Here is an 18,210-nt window from a genome sequence, read left to right as displayed (position 1 = left end):
GAAGCGGGAAAGCAGGAGTCGCGTCAAGCATTTGCCTGGATTTCTTCAGCCGAAACGGGGGCAATGGATTGGCTCCGCCAAGACCATCGCGCTCAATGAAGCGGCTGGAATTCACCCTCGCTGCGGATATATAACGGATGAGTATGTATCGGGCGCATCGCCGGGGAGATCGATCATGGAATGGAAAGGCCGGCGTCAGTCCGACAATATCGAGGATCGCCGCGGCGATCCGTCCGGTGGCGGCAATCCCTTCGGCCGCGGTGGCGGCTTCAGCTTTCCATCGGGCGGCGGCGTTGGCCGTCGCGGCGGCGGACTCAGCATCGGCACGATCATCTTCCTCGTCGTCATCTACCTGATCTTCAAGGCGATGGGCATCGATCTGATACAGGTGATGGATGGCGGCGGCTCGACGGGCGGGGGTGGCTACACGCAAAGCGAATCCTCCTCGCAGGCTCCGGCCAACGACGAGATGACCGCCTTCGTGCGCACGGTTCTTGCTGAAACCGAAGATACCTGGCACGGCATCTTCCAGTCGCAGGGCAGGGACTATGAGGAACCGCGCCTCGTTCTCTTCTCCGGACAGACGCAGTCCGCCTGTGGATTTGCATCCGCTGCGACCGGGCCGTTCTATTGCCCTGGTGATCACAAGGTCTATCTCGACACGGCCTTCTTCCAGCAGCTTTCCGACCAGTTCGGCGCATCCGGCGATTTCGCCGAAGCCTATGTAGTTGCCCATGAGGTCGGCCATCATGTGCAGAACCTGCTCGGCATCCTGCCGAAATTCAATCAGGCCCGTCAGCGCATGAGCGAGGCCGATGCCAATAAGATGTCGGTCCGGGTCGAACTGCAGGCGGATTGCTTTGCGGGCATCTGGGGCAAGTTTACGCAGCAGAAGGGCATCCTCGAGGCCGGCGATCTGGAGGAGGCGCTGAACGCTGCGCAGCAGATCGGCGACGATACGCTGCAGAAGCGCTCGCAGGGCTATGTCGTTCCCGAGAGCTTCAACCACGGCACGTCGGCGCAACGCATGCGGTGGTTCAAGCGTGGTTTCGACAGCGGGCAGCTTTCGGCCTGCGATACATTCTCCAACCCGATTTGATCAGGAGATCCGGCACCCAGCGTTTAGGGCAGGGTGCCGGCAGTGCGATAGCTTACTTTTCGCTGTCCATGTGCTTGAGCTGGGCTTCCGGATAACGGGCGCCCTTGGCTGCACCCTTCGGCACGGCGCGTTCGATGGCGGAAAGATCGTCAGGCGTCAGTTCCACCGCACGGGAGCCGAGCGCTTCCGTCAGGCGATCACGGCGGCGGGCGCCGACCAGCGGCACGATATCCTTGCCTTGTGCCGCCACCCAGGCGATGGCGATCTGCGCGACCGAGGCGCCCTTGAGTGTGGCGATCTTTCTGAGTTCTTCGACCAGAGCAAGGTTCTCATCGACATTGCCGTCCTGGAAGCGCGGGCTGACGGCGCGGAAATCGCCGGCGGCCTGCTGGCCTTTCTGCCAGTGGCCGCTGATGAGGCCGCGCGACAGCACCCCATAGGCGGTGATGGAAATGCCAAGCTCGCGGGTCGCGGGCAGGATTTCATCCTCGATGCCGCGGGAGATCAGCGAATATTCGATCTGCAGGTCGGCGATCGGTGCCACGGCAGCAGCCCGGCGGATCGTATCGGCGCCGACTTCGGAGAGGCCGACATGGCGGACGTAGCCGGCCTCAATGAGATCGGCGATTGCGCCCACCGTATCCTCGATCGGCACGTTTGGATCGAGGCGGGCAGGGCGGTAGATGTCGATATAATCGACGCCGAGGCGCTGCAGCGTGTAGGCGAGGAAGTTCTTTATGGCGATCGGACGGGTGTCATAGCCGTTCCAGCCATTCGCGGGATCGCGCAGCGCGCCGAACTTGACGCTGATGACGGCGTTTTCGCGCTTGCGGCCCTTGAGCGCCTCGCCGATCAGCATTTCATTATGGCCCATGCCATAGAAATCGCCTGTGTCGAGCAGGTTGATGCCGGCATCGAGCGCCGCATGAATGGTGGCAATGCTCTCAGCGCGGTCTGACGGGCCGTACATGCCCGACATGCCCATGCAGCCGAGGCCGATGACCGAGACTTCCGGGCCGGTCTTTCCCAAACGATAGGTCTGCATCTTCTTCTCCTTCAGCGACGCCTGATGGCGTCTTCGGATCCCGTTTTACCGCAGCCGGATTTGTGCGATAATCCGGATAGTCTCGAACAGGCCGTACGGAAAAATGCACAGTGGATGATCTTCCCCTCAGTGATCTGGATGCCTTCGCCGCAATTGCAAGGGAGCGCAGTTTCCGCTCCGCGGCCCGCAAGCGCGGGGTTTCCGCTTCCTCACTCAGCGACTCCCTGCGGCGGCTGGAAGAGCGCCTCGGCGTCAGGCTTCTCAACCGCACGACGCGCTCCGTTACGCCGACGGCTGCGGGCGAGAGATTGCTTGAACGACTTTCGCCGGCGCTTTCGGAAGTGGCGGCTGCGCTCGGCCAACTCGACAGTTTTCGCGACAATCCGGCGGGTACGCTCAGGCTGAATGTACCAAGCATTGTCGTGAGGCTTTTCATGGCTGATCTCGCCGTGCGGTTTCTGGCGCTTCACCCGCAGATCACGCTTGAAATCATCGCCGAGGATACATTTATCGATGTGCTGGCCGCCGGTTTCGATGCCGGTGTTCGATACGACGAGAGGCTGGAGCGCGACATGATCGCGGTGCCGATCGGTCCACGCAGGCAGCGCTATGTGACGGTGGCCGCCCCCGCCTACCTTAAGCGGCGCGGCTTACCACAGCATCCGCGGGATCTGCTGGAGCACAGCTGCATCCGCCATCGCTTCCTAAGCGGAGCCTCGCTCCCCTGGGAATTCGAACGTGGAGAAGAGGTATTGGTCATCACGCCGTCAGGTCCCGTCATCGCCAACGCGGTTGAGATGGAAATCGAGGCGGCGCTTGCCGGGCTCGGCGTTGTCAGAACTTTCGAGGAGCTGGTTGTGCCCGGTATCACGGATGGCCGGCTGATGCCGATCCTGAGCGAATGGGACAGCGAATTTTCCGGCCCGTTCCTCTATTATCCGAGCCGTCATCATATGCCCGCACCGCTGCGGGCTTTTGTGGATTTCGTGCGGATGGAACAGAGAAAGAGCGCCTGAACCATCTATTTTGGCCGCCTCGCCATCAAAAACATTGAAATGTTCACGGATTGTTTCGGCCATTTCAATGAGCTATGTCATAGATCCGGCGACCAGATCGTCTTTCCAGAAAATATCAGCTGTAGAGATGCTTCATGCTCGATCCGAAATTCGTTCGCCGCGGCCTTTTCCTGGTCTTCATCATTCTCTTTCTGGACGTTATCGGCATTGCCATCATCATGCCGGTCCTGCCTGTCTATCTAGAGCAATTGACGGGCGGAACGGTCAGCGATGCGGCAGTCGATGGCGGCTGGCTCATGCTCATCTATTCGCTGATGCAGTTCCTGTTTGCGCCGCTGCTTGGAAACTTGAGCGACCGTTTCGGGCGCCGTCCGATCCTGCTGCTTTCGGTACTGACCTTCGCATTCGATAATTTCATCTGCGCTGTGGCCACCAGCTACTGGATGCTCTTCGTCGGCCGCGTGCTTGCCGGCATCAGCGGCGGCAGTTTCGCGACCTGCTCGGCCTATATCGCCGATATCAGCAATGAAGAGAACCGCGCGAAGAATTTCGGCCTGATCGGCATCGCCTTCGGCGTCGGTTTCACCGTCGGCCCGGTCATTGGCGGCTTTCTTGGGGAGTTCGGGCCGCGCGTGCCGTTCTTCGGTGCGGCAGCGCTTTCCTTCGTTAATTTCGTCGCCGCCTGCTTTTTGCTGCCGGAAACGCTCGATGCGAAGAACCGCCGCAGGTTCGAATGGAAACGCGCAAACCCGCTCGGTGCGTTGCGACAGATGCGGCACTATCACGGCATCGGCTGGGTCTGCCTCGTGATGTTCATGTTTTTCCTCGCCCATGCCGTTTATCCTTCGGTTTGGTCCTTCGTCACGACCTTCCGATACGGATGGAGCGAAGGGCAGATTGGCCTGTCGCTCGGCATCTACGGCATCGGTGCCGCGCTTGTCATGGGGCTCGTGCTACCGCGTGTCGTGCCTGTTCTCGGTGAATGGAAGACGGCGCTACTCGGCCTGTCTTTCTCGATGGCCGCCCTCACAGGTTATGCTTTCGCCTGGGAGGGCTGGGTCGTCTATACGGTGATCGTGTTGACAGTCATGGAAAATGTCGCCGACCCGCCGTTGCGCAGCATTGCCGCCGGCAAGGTGCCGCCCTCGGCGCAGGGGGAGTTGCAGGGCGCGCTCGCCAGCATCAGCAGTATTACAACGATCATCGGCCCGCTGATCTTCACGCAGATGTTCGGCTATTTCACCAAACCAGATGCGCCGATCACTTTCGCCGGTGCGCCCTATCTCTTGGCAGCCGTCTTCATTTTTGTCGCCGCAGTTGTATTCCTGATGCGGGTGACGACTTCGAAGGCGCCGGCGGGAGCTTTCAACGCCGCTGAGTGATCCATCAAAAACAGTGAAGCTGTGATGAATTTTTCAGCATCTGCCTGTTTTGGGATGGTTCTTTGCGCCGCTTTGCTCTAAGCCGGCATAATATTTTGCCGCCCTGCGGCCGTTAACGATTCAATCTCAGGAATAGTGTCATGGACACGCCGATCGACGTGCGCACCATTGCGCCTGCAACCGACAACCGCTGGTCTGCGCATATCCGCGCCACGCTGATGCTCGGCGTGCCGCTGATCGGTGCGCAACTGGCGCAATTCGGCATCGGCATGACCGACGTGATGATTGTCGGCCAGCTCGGAGCCGAAAACCTCGCGGCCATGGTGCTTTCGGCGCAATTCCTGTTCACGATCCTGATCTTCGGCTCGGGCTTTGCCATCGCCGTCATCCCGATGGTGGCACACGCTTATGGCAGCGGCGACGTGGTGACGGTTCGTCGGTCGCTGCGCATGGGGATCTGGGTGGTCATCTGCTATTGGCTGCTGATGCAGCCGGCCTTCTTCAATTCCGAGGCGATCCTGCGCTATTTCGGGCAGAAGCCTGAGGTCGCGAAGCTCGCGCACGGCTATATCATCATCGGCCAGTTCGGCGTGCTGCCGGGCCTGCTCTACAATGTCATGCGCGCGCTCGTCAGCGCCATCGGCAAAGCGGGCGTCATTCTCCAGGTCACGATCGCCATGCTGGTGCTGAATGCGATCGGCGCCTACATCCTTGTACTCGGTCACTTCGGCCTGCCGGTCATGGGGCTTGAAGGCGCTGCCATCGTCTCTGTCGCAGTGCAGGCGGCCGGTTTCCTCTTCATCCTGTCCTATGTGCAGGGCAGGGAAGAGACGCGGCGCTACGAGATCTTCGTTCGTTTCTGGAAGCCGGACTGGCATGCCTTCTTCGAGGTCATCCGCTTGGGCTTGCCGATCAGCATTACGATCCTCGCCGAAGTCAGCCTGTTCACCGCCGCCTCTCTGCTGATGGGCCATATCGGTACGATCGAGCTTGCAGCGCACGGCATCGCGCTGCAGTGGGCGTCGATGGCCTTCATGATTCCACTCGGCCTCGGTCAGGCGGCAACCGTGCGCGTCGGTGTCGCGCACGGGCAGGGCGATCATGCCGGGCTGGTGCGGGCCGCGATCACGGTGCTGATCATCGCCAGCATCGCCGCCATCATCGGCAGCATCATTTTTGCGACCATACCGCAGCTTCTGGCACGTCTGTTTCTCGATGTCAGCCTGCCGGAGGCGCCGCAGGTGCTGGCATATGCCGGTCCGCTGATCGTCATTGCCGGTCTCTTCCAGTTTGTCGACGGCCTGCAGGCAATCGCCAGCGGTCTGCTGCGTGGGCTGAAGGATGCGCGTGTGCCGATGATCCTGGCGCTGATTGCCTATTGGCCGATCGGCTTCTTCCTCGCCTGGGCCTTTGCCTTCCCGCTCGGTTTCGGCGGGCTCGGCATCTGGTTCGGCTTCCTCGTCGGGCTTGCGGCCGCTGCCGCCATGCTCTGCGCGCGCTTCTATATTCTCGTTCGCCGGGAAGGGACTGCGACCGGCGCTTGAGCCGGCCGCCTTATCAGCCGTTAGGCCGCAACAGGCTTGTAGCTGGCGATATCGGCGCGAATGCCGAGACGCGCAAACATTTCCTGCGGGTTGAAATTGGCGGCCTTATGGGCCGCTGTAACAACAGCCCGCACGCGCTCGACGACATCGGCGCTTTCCCATTCGGCGACTGTCACGAAATTGAATTCGCCGGGACCGGCAACCTGTTCCAGCACCGTATGATTGATGAAGCCGTCCTGTGCCTCCAGCACCTTATGGGTCATCATCACATTGACGAGAAATTCCTCGCGCGCCGCTGCCGGCACGATGAATTTGTCTATCCTGTAGAAAGCTCCGCTCATCCAGTCTTCTCCTGCATCTGAGGTGTTGCAAGCAGTTCTGTAATTCCTCAAGTTAAGTTGAGGTCAATATGCGGAGAAAGAAAAAACCCGCTTGGGCGGGGCAATCCCGCCGCGGACGCCAGATGCAGGAGAATTCGGCGATGTTTACAACGCGTCCGCCCTTGTGAAGCCTCATGGGAGGCTCAGGGGCCAATCCGGCGAAACATCATAACCTCATCCACTTCCACGCCGTCTTGGAGAAACGCGCCCGGAATTCGGCCTATCTCAACGAAACCTTCGCGCTCGTAGAAACGGCGTGCCGCGGGATTTTCTGCATTGACCGCCAATTCGATCTGCCTGATCCCGTGGGCGACGGCATGGTTCGTTATTTGCTCCAGAAGTTTACGAGCAACGCCTGTTCCTCGCTGGCTGGCGCGGACGTAAACCATGATAAGGGTTGCCCGGTGCGCCATCTTGCTTGGCTTTTGCCACATCAACCCCATGATCGCGACCGGTTCATCCTGCTGAAAGGCGACGAAGACCGGCATTTCAATCAACCGGCTACTCCATTCATCAAGAGACAATATCTCCCAATCTTCCGCGCGGCTCGCGAATGCGGCGGGGTCGGAACGCAATGCCTCAAGCCGAATCTGTTTGAAAACCTCGCCATCTTCCGGCTTCAGCAGTTTGATAATTCCGTCAGACATGGCGCCGTTCCTGAGCTACGAGACGGGCTGGCATAAATTCTGTAAAATACGTTTGGCAGGCGATACCTTGATAAGACGACCTCCGCGATGAACGAGGAGATCGTGTTTTTGGTCAAAAGCTGGACTGATAGGCCGCCTTCAGCGTTCGGCGAGCGCCGGTTCGCCCTTCTTCTCGCGCACCATGTTGACGAAGCGGCGGAAGAGGTAGTGGCTGTCCTGCGGGCCGGGGGAGGCTTCGGGATGGTGCTGGACGGAGAAGACCGATTTGCCGAGAACGCGCAGGCCGCAATTGGTGCCGTCGAACAGCGAAACGTGAGTCTCCTCAACGCCTTCGGGCAGCGACTTCGTATCGACTGCGAAGCCGTGATTCATGGAGACGATCTCGACCTTGCCGGTCGTGTGGTCCTTCACCGGATGGTTTGCGCCGTGGTGGCCCTGATGCATCTTCTCGGTCTTGGCGCCGAGAGCGAGGCCAAGCATCTGGTGGCCGAGGCAGATGCCGAAGACTGGGATATCGGTGCTGATCAGTTCCTTGATGACGGGCACGGCATATTCGCCTGTCGCGGCCGGATCGCCCGGGCCGTTCGACAGGAAGATACCGTCCGGCTGCAGGGCGAGCACGTCCTCAGCGCTGGTCGTTGCCGGCATGACGGTGACCTTGCAATCGAGACCGGCGAAGAGGCGCAGGATGTTGCGCTTCACACCGTAATCCAGGCAAACGACATGGTACTTGCTGTCGGAGGCGCTGAGTTCGCCGTAGCCGTCGTTCCAGACCCAGGGTGTCTGCGACCACTGCGAGGACTGGCCGGAAGAGGCGATCTTGGCGAGGTCGAGGCCTTCGAGGCCGCTCCAGGCCTTGGCTTCCGCCTTCAGGGCTTCAACGTCGAAATTGCCCTGGGGGCCATGGGCGATGACAGCGTTCGGCGAGCCGTTTTCGCGGATCCAGGCCGTCAGCGCGCGGGTATCGATGCCGCAGAGGCCGATGATGCCACGGGCCTTCAGCCAGGCGTCGAGATCCTTGGCGGCGCGATAGTTCGACGGTTCGGTAATGTCGGCCTTGAAGATCACGCCGACCGCGCCGTGGCGAGCTGCCGGCGTCAGGTCTTCGATATCTTCTTCGTTGGTGCCGATATTGCCGATATGGGGGAAGGTGAAGGTAACGATCTGGCCGAGATAGGAGGGGTCGGTGAGGATTTCCTCGTAACCGGTCAGTGCCGTATTGAAGACCGCTTCGGCCTGGACTTTGCCAGTTGCGCCGATGCCCTTGCCTTCGATGACGGTGCCGTCGGCAAGAACGAGCAGGGCGGTCGGCTTTTCGGTGGTCCAGGGTGCTGTCGCGGTCATCTTCATCCCGTTTCCGGCGGGCTTTTTGCGTTGGGATACGCGAGCCAGCCTTTTGATCTCGCAGGCGCAGGCGCGCGGCTTTGGCCGCGTTTGACGCCTGATCACGAATTTTGGTGCAGGTGGCGGTAGATAGCCACGCTCTTTGTCTAGGTCAATCTTTGTACCGCAGATTGCGGTACTTTTCCTGCTGATATTGGCCGGATTCTCGCAATTTATTTGATCCCATGCATCAGCGTGGTTTATGAAAGCGCCATTTTAAAAGGAGTAGTGACATGCTGCGCGATCAACTCGCCACTGAGCTCAAAGAGGCCATGAAGGCAAAGAAGATGGACCGACTCGGCACCATCCGCCTCATCCAGGCTGCGATCAAGGATCGCGACATCGCCAATCGCGGCGCCGGCAAGGAAGAAGCAGGCGACGATGAAGTGCTGCAGATCCTCGCCAAGATGGTGAAGCAGCGCGATGAGTCGGCGAAGATCTACGAGGACAATGCCCGTCCGGAGCTTGCCGCGAAGGAACGCGCCGAAATCGCCGTCATCCAGGACTTCCTGCCGAAGCAGCTTTCCGACGATGAAGTGCGCGCCAATATCGCCGCCATCATCAAGGACGTGGGCGCCGAAGGCCCGAAGGACATGGGCAAGATCATGGCTGCTCTCAAAGAGCGTTATGCCGGCCAGATGGACTTTGCCAAGGCTTCCGGCACGGTCAAAGAGCTGCTGAAATAAGACGTCTCGCCTGCGGTTGTTCTTCGACCGCAGGCCCCAGCACTTGCTCGGTGGCGGCGTCTATGATGGCGAATTTCGCCGCCTGATAATTCCAGTATTCGAGTACGAAACCGCGCGAGAGCCAGAAATCGCCCTTTCTCGGCGGTTCGGTCCAGCCCACGCTTCCCATATTCGCCGCCTGCGTGAGCAAGCGCTTCAGGTGCGTGTTGGAGATCATGAACTGGTCGCGGATCTCGCGCAGCGACAGCGGGCCGACGACGACGTAGTCGGCAGAACGCGGAAAGCCCGGCAGGCGCGAAATCAGATAGTCCATCACAAGGCCGCCGGAATTAGCCCAGTTGAAGAGATTGAAGGTGGCGCCGGGATCGCGGACAGCTTCGGTCTCGATGATCTTTTTGGCAATGAGCGGCTGGAGGCGGGCGATCAATGTGGGATCGGCCGTCAGATTTTCCGCGCGGCCACCACCATCGAGGTTATCCAGAATCATCAGGTGCGCGACCAGCCATTTGGTGAAATGCTGTTCAGCCGTTTCCGTCGGTTCGAGAAAGCGGGTGCGCCTGTCTTCGCCCGGAGCGGACCGCAAGAACCGATAGACCAACATTTCCTGCACGAAGGCGGCTGCGGTGTTGCGGCTGGCGATCTTGTTCTGGACGGCGAAATCGATGAACCGGCCAGAATAAAGGCCGCGCTTCTCATCGCCTGGATAGCCGTAATAGAGAGCGAAGCCCGCATGCGCCATCAGCCAGCGCTGTTGTGCGGCGAATATTGATGCAATACGCGGGCTATCGCGGTAAATTGCGAGCATTTGATTGGCACAATGAAGAATTGCAGCAAGAAAATTATCGTCGGCTGCAAGTTTTTCTGCGGTGTGGGCCATAGCGCTGTCCAGGAGTTTTGCGCATTCATCTGCCACGCCTATTGGAAGTGTCAATGCTTTTGTATTTCAGGGGTTAATTGGTAAGGTAAAGCTCAATAAAAGCTGCAGCGCATAAGCCCAAAAATAAGAAGGCAGGAGCTGGGGGCGCTCCTGCCTTCTTGCTCTTTGCTTCCGTCAGCGACGCAGGGTTGAAACCCAAGCCGGCGGGTATTTGCAAAGGCACCCTTGCGAGGCGGCGCCGGGGGTAGGGATGGTGCCTCGCTTGGGGATCGCTTTGTTGAGATCGAACTTATGGCCAGGCCCCGGCTTATTCAAATTACAAAAATATAATAATCTCGGATTCGGCCTGCCGTGCTGCAAATATGGAGGCGCGCGGCGTTCCTCCGAGCGGAAGGTGCAAACTGGTCGAATCTTTATAACAAATTGTTTTTACTTGCTCTTTCTAAAGAGCGATTTTCGCGGAGTGGATAATGCCGGTGTCTCGAAAGTTGAGATATGTCAAAAATGTCGCACCCTCTGCCAGGCCCCGATAACGCTTTGTTGAGTGGCGTTTGCCGAGATTTTTGACAGGGTTTCCGGCCCTGTGAAAAGCGGGATTTAAGGCAGAAGTTTCGTGGCGCAGCGTGGCAAAGCTGCTTATATGGAGGTTCTGCAAGAGGTAGAGATGCGCTTTTCACCCACCTTCCTGGACGATATCCGCGACCGCGTTCCCATATCGAACGTGATTGCGCGGCGCGTGAGCTGGGACAAGCGCAAGACCAACGTATCGCGCGGCGACTATTGGGCCTGCTGCCCCTTCCATGGCGAGAAGTCGCCGAGCTTCCATTGCGAGGACCGCAAGGGTCGTTACCATTGCTTCGGCTGCGGCGTGACCGGCGATCATTTCCGCTTTCTGACCGAGCTTGAGGGCCTGAGCTTTCCCGAAGCCGTTCAGACGATCGCAGACATGGCTGGCGTGCCGATGCCGGTTGTCGATCCGCAAATGGAAAAGCGGGAGAAGGAGCGCACTTCGCTTCTCGACGTCATGGAAATGGCGACGCAGTTCTTTCAGGATCAGTTGCAGACGGCCAATGGCGCCAGGGCGCGCGCCTATCTGCGCGACCGCGGGCTGACGGGCCGCACGATCGAGACCTTCAGGCTCGGGTTTGCACCCGACAGCCGCAATGCGCTGAAAGAATTTTTGGCCGGCAAGGGTGTCACCAAGGAGCAGATCGAGGCGTGCGGCCTGGTGGTGCATGAAAACGTGCCGGTTTCCTACGACCGGTTTCGCGACCGCATCATGTTTCCGATCCTCTCTTCCCGCGAAAAAGTCATCGCCTTCGGCGGACGCGCCATGTCGCCGGATGCGCCGGCGAAATATCTCAATTCCAACGAGACGGAGCTCTTCCACAAGGGCAATGTGCTTTACAATTTCGCCCGTGCGCGCCGCTCAATGCAGGGCGCGAACGGCGAGGGCACGATCATCGCTGTTGAAGGCTATATGGACGTCATCGCGCTGTATCAGGCCGGCGTCGAAAATGCTGTCGCACCACTCGGCACGGCACTGACCGAAAACCAGCTTGATCTGCTCTGGAAGATGACATCGCAGCCGGTGCTCTGCTTCGATGGTGACAGTGCCGGCATCCGCGCTGCCAATCGCGCCGCCGATCTTGCACTGCCGCATCTGAAGCCGGGGCGTAGCGTGCGTTTCGCGCTGCTGCCTGATGGCAAGGATCCCGACGACCTCGTGAAGCACGAGGGCAGGGCGCCCTTCGACAAGGTCATGGCGCAGGCAAAGCCGCTTTCGGAAATGCTGTGGGATCGGGAGGCGCGGAGCGGCAAGTTCGACACGCCGGAAGCGCGCGCCGAACTGGAAGCGCGGCTGAGACAGCTCGTGGCCGTCATTGCCGACGAAAATGTACGCCGCCATTACCAGCAGGATATGCGCGATCGCCTGAACAGCTTCTTCCAGCCACAGTTCCAGAACCGCGGCGGTGGCGAGCGGCGCAATTTTGGTGGTGGCAAATTTCGAGGCCAGAAGGGTGGCGCTCCCGCGGGACCTCGAACCCCGGTCGCAGCGTCGGATCGTCTGGCTCGCTCGGGTCTCGTGCGCGGCCATCAGGACAATGCGGCGCTCAGGGAATGCGTGCTGGCCCTGACGGTTATCAATCATCCTGCCTTGATGCTTGACGATTACGATGAGATTGCCGCAGTCGATTACGACAATCGCGAGCTGCAGAAACTCTGGGCGGCGATGCTGGGGGCGGCGGCAGTCGTTGCCGGGCCGCATCTGACGCGTGATTATCTGATGGAATGCCTCGATGTCGCGGGTTTCGGCCCGCTCCTGAAAAGCCTCGATCAGCAGGTGCGCAACGCCCGGCTCTGGACGGCGACCGAGGCGGCGGCGATGGAGGACGCCCGCGAGGGCTATCGTCAAGCGCTTGCCTTCCACAAGCGCGCCAAGGATCTGCGCTGGCAGAAGATCGAGCTGGAGCGCGATATCGCGCAGGCGACGGAGGCCGGCGATGATTCCGAGATTGACCGGTTGATGCGCGCGTCCCAGGAAGTGCATTTCGAGGCGCTGCGGCTTGAGAACCAGGAAGCCATCATCGACGGCTTCGGTGTGCTCTCCGGCCGCGTCAAGGGCGCTGCGAGCCACTGATGCCGCAGACCGAACGTGACGAACCGCTATTCTCCGCCTCCGATACCCTGTTTGCAGGCACGGCGCAGCCGCTCGACGTGCTGAAGCGCGTCTATGGCTATTCCGCCTTTCGCGGCAGGCAGCAGGAAGTGGTCGAGCATGTCGTCGCCGGCGGCGATGCCGTCGTGCTCTTCCCGACCGGGGCCGGCAAGTCGCTCTGCTTCCAGATCCCGGCCCTTTGCCGCCAGGGTCTTGGCATCGTCGTCTCGCCGCTGATTGCGCTGATGCGTGATCAGGTCGAGGCGATGAAACAGCTCGGCATTCGTGCCGCAGCGCTCAATTCCTCGATATCGCGCGAGGAATATGTCGCAATCCGCCGCGGCATTTCGTCCGGCGATCTCGACCTGCTCTATGTCACCCCGGAGCGTATCCTGATGGATGGTTTCCGCGAGTTGATCGGCAATGCGAAGATCGCGCTGTTCGCGATCGACGAAGCGCATTGCGTCTCGCAGTGGGGCCATGATTTCCGGCCGGAATATCGCGAACTCGGCAAGCTCACCGAGCAATATCCCGGCGTGCCGCGCATCGCGCTGACGGCTACCGCCGATCCGCACACGCGGGAAGACATTATCGAGCGGCTGATGCTCGATAATGCCGCTGTTTTCACGACGAGCTTCGACCGGCCGAATATTTCCTATGAGATCGTCGAACGAGATCAGCCGCGCCAGCAACTCCTGCGCTTTCTCTCCGGCCACAAGGGCAACAGCGGCATCGTCTATTGCCTGTCGCGCGCCAAGGTGGAGGAAACGGCGGACTGGCTGAACACGCAGGGCATCCGGGCGCTGCCCTATCACGCCGGCATGGACCGGGCGCTGCGTGACGCCAACCAGGATGCCTTCCTGAAGGAAGAAGAACTCTGCCTTGTTGCGACTGTCGCCTTCGGTATGGGCATCGATAAGCCGAATGTGCGCTATGTCGCCCATCTCGATCTGCCGGGCTCGGTCGAGGCCTATTATCAGGAGACAGGCCGCGCGGGACGTGACGGCCTGCCGTCCGAGGTATGGATGGCTTACGGCATGGCCGATGTCATCCAGCGCCGGCGGATGATCGATGAGGGCAATGCGGCCGACGAGATCAAGCGTATCGAGCGCGGCAAGCTGAATGCGCTGCTGGCGATCTGCGAGACGGCATCCTGCCGGAGGCAGGCGATCCTGGCGCATTTTGGCGAAGCACACGGGGGCAAGTGCGGCGGCTGCGATACCTGCCTGAAGCCGGTCGAGACCTGGGATGGAACGGAGGCGGCGATCAAGGCGTTGGCGGCAGTCTATCGCACCGGCGAACGTTTTGGCGCCGGCCATGTCATCGACGTGCTCGTCGGTAATGTCAACGAGAAGACCGAGCGCTTCCGCCATGTCGATATGCCCGTCTTCGGCGCCGGCAAGGATATTGCTGTTCGGACATGGCAATCGGTCTATCGCCAGCTTATGGCGATGGGGCTGATCCGTGTCGATCACGAGGCTTTCGGAGCCCTGAAGCTGGAGCCGGAGGCGCGCGCCGTCTTCAAGCGCGAGCGCGAGGTCTTCTTCCGCAAGGATCGCGCGCCCTCCGAACGCCGGGCGAAAAAGACCGAGCGCGCGGAGCGCAGGACCGGACTTTCGGGTGCGGACGGCGCGCTCTTCGAAGCGCTCAGGGCCGAGCGAATGTCGATTGCCAAGTCGCTTGGCGTACCGCCCTATGTCGTCTTCCCGGATACGACGCTGATCGCCTTCGCCACCGAGCGGCCGCGCAGCCGCAAGGAACTGCTCGGCATTTCCGGCGTCGGCCAGTCGAAGCTCGAACGTTACGGCGACGCTTTCCTCGATATCATCCTCTCGCACGACGAATAGTGCGGTTGCACATGCCTTGCGCTGCAATCGGCAAAGATTTCTGCTAGGCTTCCTGCAGAGTTTTGGGGGAACTTCAATGGCACAGTTCAACAGAGCAGTGGCGTCATTGCCCGGACGTGAGCGGATTGCGAGGCATCCGCATGGCGGGCAGATCTTCATTCATGCGACGGCAGAGGAAACCGCTGGAGCCTACGGCATCTGGGAAACCTTCTCGGCGCCCGGAACCGGTCCGTCGCGGCACATGCATACGCGCGAGACGGAGGTCTTTCGTGTCATCGAAGGAAACTACCGCTTCTGGTGCGGAAACGAGATGATCGAGGCGCCAGTCGGATCCGTCGTCGTCTTGCCGCCGAACGTGCCGCATCATTGGCGCAATGTCGCAGACACAATGGGCCGGATGATGGGCTTCGTCACGCCCGGCGGGTTCGAGCATTTCTTCATGGAGCTTGAACGGGCAGGCGCCAGGACGCCCGAAGTGATCCTGCCGATCCAGCATAGGTTCGGTCTCGTGGAGATCGGCGATGGTCCTGATCCTTAAGATATCAGATGCTTAGAGGGCGATTAGGCGAGATCGAAATCTCCTTGAGAGATAGGTCTTCAGCAAATGCCTCGATGGCTTCCGCGGCTGCCTTCAGAAGTTCAGGCGTGTCTTCCGGCCGGCCGGCGTCTTTTGTCGTGCGCGCCCCTGAATGGCTTCGAAGCGGACAAGGGGCGAAATATGCATAACGGGGTTGCCCGCAGTGAATTGCCTGCCAAAAAATCATACGGGATCAGCGACATCAGCACTCGCTTTGTGCTAATGGCAGCCCCCATCGGAGGACGTTTTTGGGATAAGGGCGTTTACAATGACAAAAGCATTTCTCTCCCACCTGCAGTCGGAGCTTGCCTCGCTTAAGGATGCCGGCCTCTACAAGTCCGAACGCGTCATCACATCGAAGCAGGCAGGTGAAATTGCCATTGCCTCTGGTGAGCGCGTGCTGAATTTCTGCGCCAACAACTACCTGGGCCTCGCCGATAACGAGGAACTGGCGGAAGCCGGCAAGAAGGCGCTCGACCGCTATGGCTACGGCATGGCGTCCGTGCGCTTCATCTGCGGCACGCAGGAAGAGCACAAGCAGCTTGAAGCACGCATCTCTTCCTTCCTCGGCATGGAAGATACGATTCTCTATTCCTCCTGCTTCGATGCCAATGGCGGTTTGTTCGAGACGCTGCTCGGCGAAGAGGATGCAATCATTTCCGATGCGCTCAACCATGCCTCGATCATCGACGGCGTACGCCTCTCCAAGGCCAAGCGCTTCCGTTACGCCAACAACGACATGGCGGCGCTGGAAGAGGAGCTGAAAAAGGCTGAAGGCAGCCGCTTCAAGCTGATCGCAACCGATGGCGTCTTCTCCATGGACGGCATCATCGCCAATCTCCAGGGTGTCTGCGATCTCGCCGAAAAATACGGCGCGATGGTCATGGTGGACGACAGCCATGCCGTTGGCTTCGTCGGCAAGCATGGCCGCGGCTCGCCGGAATATTGCGGGGTCGAAGGCCGGGTCGATATCATCACCGGCACCCTCGGCAAGGCGCTTGGCGGCGCATCCGGCGGTTATACGTCGGCAAGGGCTGAAATCGTCGAGTGGCTGCGGCAGCGTTCACGTCCCTATCTCTTCTCCAACACGCTGGCGCCGGTCATTGCGGCTGCCTCGCTGAAGGTTTTCGACCTCATCGACAACGGCGATGCGCTGCGCGAGCGGCTGTCGGCCAATGCGGCGCTGTTTCGCACCGAAATGACCAAGCTCGGCTTCACGCTTGCCGGCGAGGGGCATCCGATCATCCCGGTCATGTTGGGAGACGCGAAGCTCGCGCAGGATATGGCCGCACTGATGCTGAAGAAGGGCGTCTATGTGATCGGCTTCTCCTTCCCCGTCGTGCCAAAGGGGCAGGCGCGTATCCGAACGCAGATGTCGGCTGCGCATTCGAAGGCGGATGTCGAGCGGGCGATATCAGCCTTTGCCGAAGCCGGCCGCGAACTCGGCGTTATCTGAGAGCCTTGAGGAGAAAAGATCATGTCCAACATGATGAAAGCACTGGTCAAGGCGAAGCCCGAAGTTGGCCTCTGGATGGAGCATGTGCCGGTGCCGGACGTCGGCCCGAATGACGTGCTGATCCGTGTGAAGAAATCGGCGATCTGCGGTACCGACGTGCATATCTGGAACTGGGACCAGTGGGCACAGAAGACCATTCCGGTGCCGATGGTGGTTGGCCACGAATTCTGCGGCGAAATTGCCGAGATCGGTTCTGCCGTCACCAGATATCGCGTGGGCGAACGCGTTTCCGGCGAAGGCCATATCGTCTGCGGCAAGTGCCGTAACTGTCGAGCGGGCAGGGGGCATCTCTGCCGCAACACGCTCGGCGTCGGCGTCAACCGTCCGGGCTCCTTCGGCGAGTTCGTCTGTATTCCGGAAGCCAATGTCGTTGCCATCCCCGACGATATTCCCGATGAGATCGCGGCGATCTTCGATCCGTTCGGCAATGCCGTTCATACCGCGCTTTCCTTCGATCTCGTCGGCGAAGACGTGCTGGTGACGGGTGCGGGGCCGATCGGCATCATGGGCGCGCTCGTGGCCAAGCGCTCCGGCGCGCGCAAGGTCGTCATCACCGATATCAACCCGCATCGTCTCGATCTCGCCCGCAAGCTCGGTATCGATCACGTTGTGGACGCCTCGAAGGAAAATCTTGCCGATGTGATGAAGTCGATCGGCATGACCGAAGGCTTCGATGTCGGCCTTGAGATGTCGGGTGCAGCGCCCGCCTTCCGCGACATGATCGACAAGATGAACAATGGTGGCAAGATCGCCATCCTCGGCATCGCGCCCGCCGGCTTCGAGATCGACTGGAACAAGGTCATCTTCAAGATGCTGAACCTCAAGGGCATCTATGGCCGCGAGATGTTCGAGACCTGGTACAAGATGATCGCCTTCGTGCAGGGCGGCCTGGACCTGTCGCCAATCATCACCCACCGCATCAAGATCGATGAGTTCCGCGATGGCTTCGAGGCGATGCGCTCGGGCAATTCCGGCAAGGTCGTGATGGACTGGATGTGAGGAGAGAGCAATGAAGTATGAGGGAAGCTGCCACTGCGGCAATATTGCTTTTACGGTGGAAGGTGCATTCACGGAGGCGCTCGACTGCAACTGCTCGCTCTGCCGCCGGCGCGGCGGACTGCTCGGCTTCCTGCCGCGCGAGAAGGTGCATCTGACCGTGCCGGAAGAAAACGTGTCGACCTATACGTTCAACACGCATGCCATCAAACATCATTTCTGCGCCAAGTGCGGCATTGCGCCTTACGGCGAAGCGACGGCGCCGAATGGCGTGGAGATGGCATCGGTCAATCTGCGCTGCATCCCCGCGCTGGATCTGTCTGCTTTGACGGTCAACTCATATGACGGGCTGTCGCGCTAGGTGACCAGTGAAGACTTCGGCGGAATCTTTCTGCCCTTGTCTTTCCTTGGTGACATACTAAATAAGCTTCGCAATCGCTGACGCGGTTCAAAGCCTGTGGATAAGGCTTTTTCCGGGTTTTCGGTGGCTTTTTTTCTGGAAAAGCTTGACGAGAACAAATTTTGTGGGAATCACCGTTCCACTTGAGCGGTGAAC

General features: G+C 60.0%; 16 protein-coding genes. 11 read left to right on the top strand and 5 right to left on the bottom strand.

The window, feature by feature from the left end:
* Positions 1-175 precede the first annotated feature (175 nt).
* The gene (locus tag ACK9YZ_RS14335) at positions 176-1,099 is read left to right on the top strand and encodes a neutral zinc metallopeptidase (RefSeq protein ID WP_416064263.1); all 924 of its coding nucleotides are present in this window, start codon (positions 176-178) and stop codon (positions 1,097-1,099) included.
* Positions 1,100-1,151: 52 nt separating this feature from the next.
* On the opposite strand, the gene ACK9YZ_RS14330 is transcribed toward ACK9YZ_RS14335, so the two are convergent.
* Positions 1,152-2,144 carry an aldo/keto reductase gene (locus ACK9YZ_RS14330; protein ID WP_416064262.1) on the bottom strand — a complete coding sequence of 331 codons (993 nt, stop codon included), beginning with the start codon at positions 2,142-2,144 and terminating at the stop codon, positions 1,152-1,154.
* Between the two features lie 110 nt (positions 2,145-2,254).
* Between ACK9YZ_RS14330 and ACK9YZ_RS14325 the strand changes: the two genes are divergently transcribed.
* The 3 genes from ACK9YZ_RS14325 to ACK9YZ_RS14315 all read left to right on the top strand — a co-directional run bounded on the left by ACK9YZ_RS14325 (position 2,255) and on the right by ACK9YZ_RS14315 (position 6,086).
* Positions 2,255-3,160 carry a LysR family transcriptional regulator gene (locus ACK9YZ_RS14325; RefSeq protein WP_416064261.1) on the top strand — a complete coding sequence of 302 codons (906 nt, stop codon included), beginning with the start codon at positions 2,255-2,257 and terminating at the stop codon, positions 3,158-3,160.
* A 134-nt stretch (positions 3,161-3,294) separates the two neighbouring features.
* Positions 3,295-4,542 carry a TCR/Tet family MFS transporter gene (locus ACK9YZ_RS14320; RefSeq protein ID WP_416064260.1) on the top strand — a complete coding sequence of 416 codons (1,248 nt, stop codon included), beginning with the start codon at positions 3,295-3,297 and terminating at the stop codon, positions 4,540-4,542.
* 140 nt (positions 4,543-4,682) lie between these two features.
* Positions 4,683-6,086 carry an MATE family efflux transporter gene (locus ACK9YZ_RS14315; RefSeq protein WP_216755320.1) on the top strand — a complete coding sequence of 468 codons (1,404 nt, stop codon included), beginning with the start codon at positions 4,683-4,685 and terminating at the stop codon, positions 6,084-6,086.
* A 20-nt stretch (positions 6,087-6,106) separates the two neighbouring features.
* On the opposite strand, the gene ACK9YZ_RS14310 is transcribed toward ACK9YZ_RS14315, so the two are convergent.
* The 3 genes from ACK9YZ_RS14310 to carA all read right to left on the bottom strand — a co-directional run bounded on the left by ACK9YZ_RS14310 (position 6,107) and on the right by carA (position 8,457).
* Positions 6,107-6,427, bottom strand: coding sequence for an antibiotic biosynthesis monooxygenase (locus ACK9YZ_RS14310; RefSeq protein WP_216755319.1), 321 nt, complete (start codon positions 6,425-6,427; stop codon positions 6,107-6,109).
* Between the two features lie 182 nt (positions 6,428-6,609).
* Complete coding sequence (locus ACK9YZ_RS14305) at positions 6,610-7,113, bottom strand: GNAT family N-acetyltransferase (RefSeq protein ID WP_216755318.1); 504 nt, start codon at positions 7,111-7,113, stop codon at positions 6,610-6,612.
* Positions 7,114-7,251: 138 nt separating this feature from the next.
* On the bottom strand, positions 7,252-8,457 hold the full coding sequence (carA, locus tag ACK9YZ_RS14300) for a glutamine-hydrolyzing carbamoyl-phosphate synthase small subunit (protein WP_416064259.1): 1,206 nt from the start codon (positions 8,455-8,457) through the stop codon (positions 7,252-7,254).
* A gap of 272 nt (positions 8,458-8,729) precedes the next feature.
* Here carA and ACK9YZ_RS14295 point away from each other — a divergent pair, with 272 nt between their 5' ends.
* Complete coding sequence (locus ACK9YZ_RS14295; protein ID WP_216755316.1) at positions 8,730-9,182, top strand: GatB/YqeY domain-containing protein; 453 nt, start codon at positions 8,730-8,732, stop codon at positions 9,180-9,182.
* Here the strand turns inward: ACK9YZ_RS14295 and ACK9YZ_RS14290 are convergent.
* Entirely contained in the window at positions 9,163-10,059 is an 897-nt protein-coding gene (locus ACK9YZ_RS14290) for a hypothetical protein (RefSeq protein ID WP_216755315.1), read from the bottom strand. The genes ACK9YZ_RS14295 and ACK9YZ_RS14290 overlap by 20 nt on opposite strands.
* A 664-nt stretch (positions 10,060-10,723) precedes the next feature.
* Between ACK9YZ_RS14290 and dnaG the strand changes: the two genes are divergently transcribed.
* From dnaG to ACK9YZ_RS14260, 6 genes are all read left to right on the top strand, one after another.
* Complete coding sequence (gene dnaG, locus ACK9YZ_RS14285; RefSeq protein ID WP_416064258.1) at positions 10,724-12,700, top strand: DNA primase; 1,977 nt, start codon at positions 10,724-10,726, stop codon at positions 12,698-12,700.
* Positions 12,700-14,565 carry a DNA helicase RecQ gene (gene recQ, locus ACK9YZ_RS14280; RefSeq protein ID WP_416064257.1) on the top strand — a complete coding sequence of 622 codons (1,866 nt, stop codon included), beginning with the start codon at positions 12,700-12,702 and terminating at the stop codon, positions 14,563-14,565. The genes dnaG and recQ overlap by 1 nt, the downstream gene beginning before the upstream one ends.
* A 76-nt stretch (positions 14,566-14,641) precedes the next feature.
* Positions 14,642-15,103 (top strand): cupin domain-containing protein, encoded by a 462-nt coding sequence (locus ACK9YZ_RS14275; RefSeq protein ID WP_416064256.1) that lies wholly within the window; start codon positions 14,642-14,644, stop codon positions 15,101-15,103.
* A gap of 307 nt (positions 15,104-15,410) precedes the next feature.
* Entirely contained in the window at positions 15,411-16,598 is a 1,188-nt protein-coding gene (locus tag ACK9YZ_RS14270; protein WP_416064255.1) for a glycine C-acetyltransferase, read from the top strand.
* Positions 16,599-16,619: 21 nt separating this feature from the next.
* Positions 16,620-17,657 (top strand): L-threonine 3-dehydrogenase, encoded by a 1,038-nt coding sequence (tdh, locus tag ACK9YZ_RS14265; protein WP_416064254.1) that lies wholly within the window; start codon positions 16,620-16,622, stop codon positions 17,655-17,657.
* A gap of 10 nt (positions 17,658-17,667) precedes the next feature.
* Positions 17,668-18,015: a GFA family protein gene (locus ACK9YZ_RS14260; RefSeq protein ID WP_416064253.1), complete on the top strand. Its 348-nt coding sequence runs from the start codon at positions 17,668-17,670 to the stop codon at positions 18,013-18,015.
* The last annotated feature ends 195 nt before the right edge of the window (positions 18,016-18,210 follow it).

Origin of the sequence: Rhizobium sp. ZK1 (assembly GCF_047782645.1) — a bacterium.
In the GTDB taxonomy this organism is placed as follows: domain Bacteria; phylum Pseudomonadota; class Alphaproteobacteria; order Rhizobiales; family Rhizobiaceae; genus Rhizobium.
Note: the sequence above shows the minus strand (reverse complement) of the source record. Positions and strands in the feature narration are given on the sequence as shown.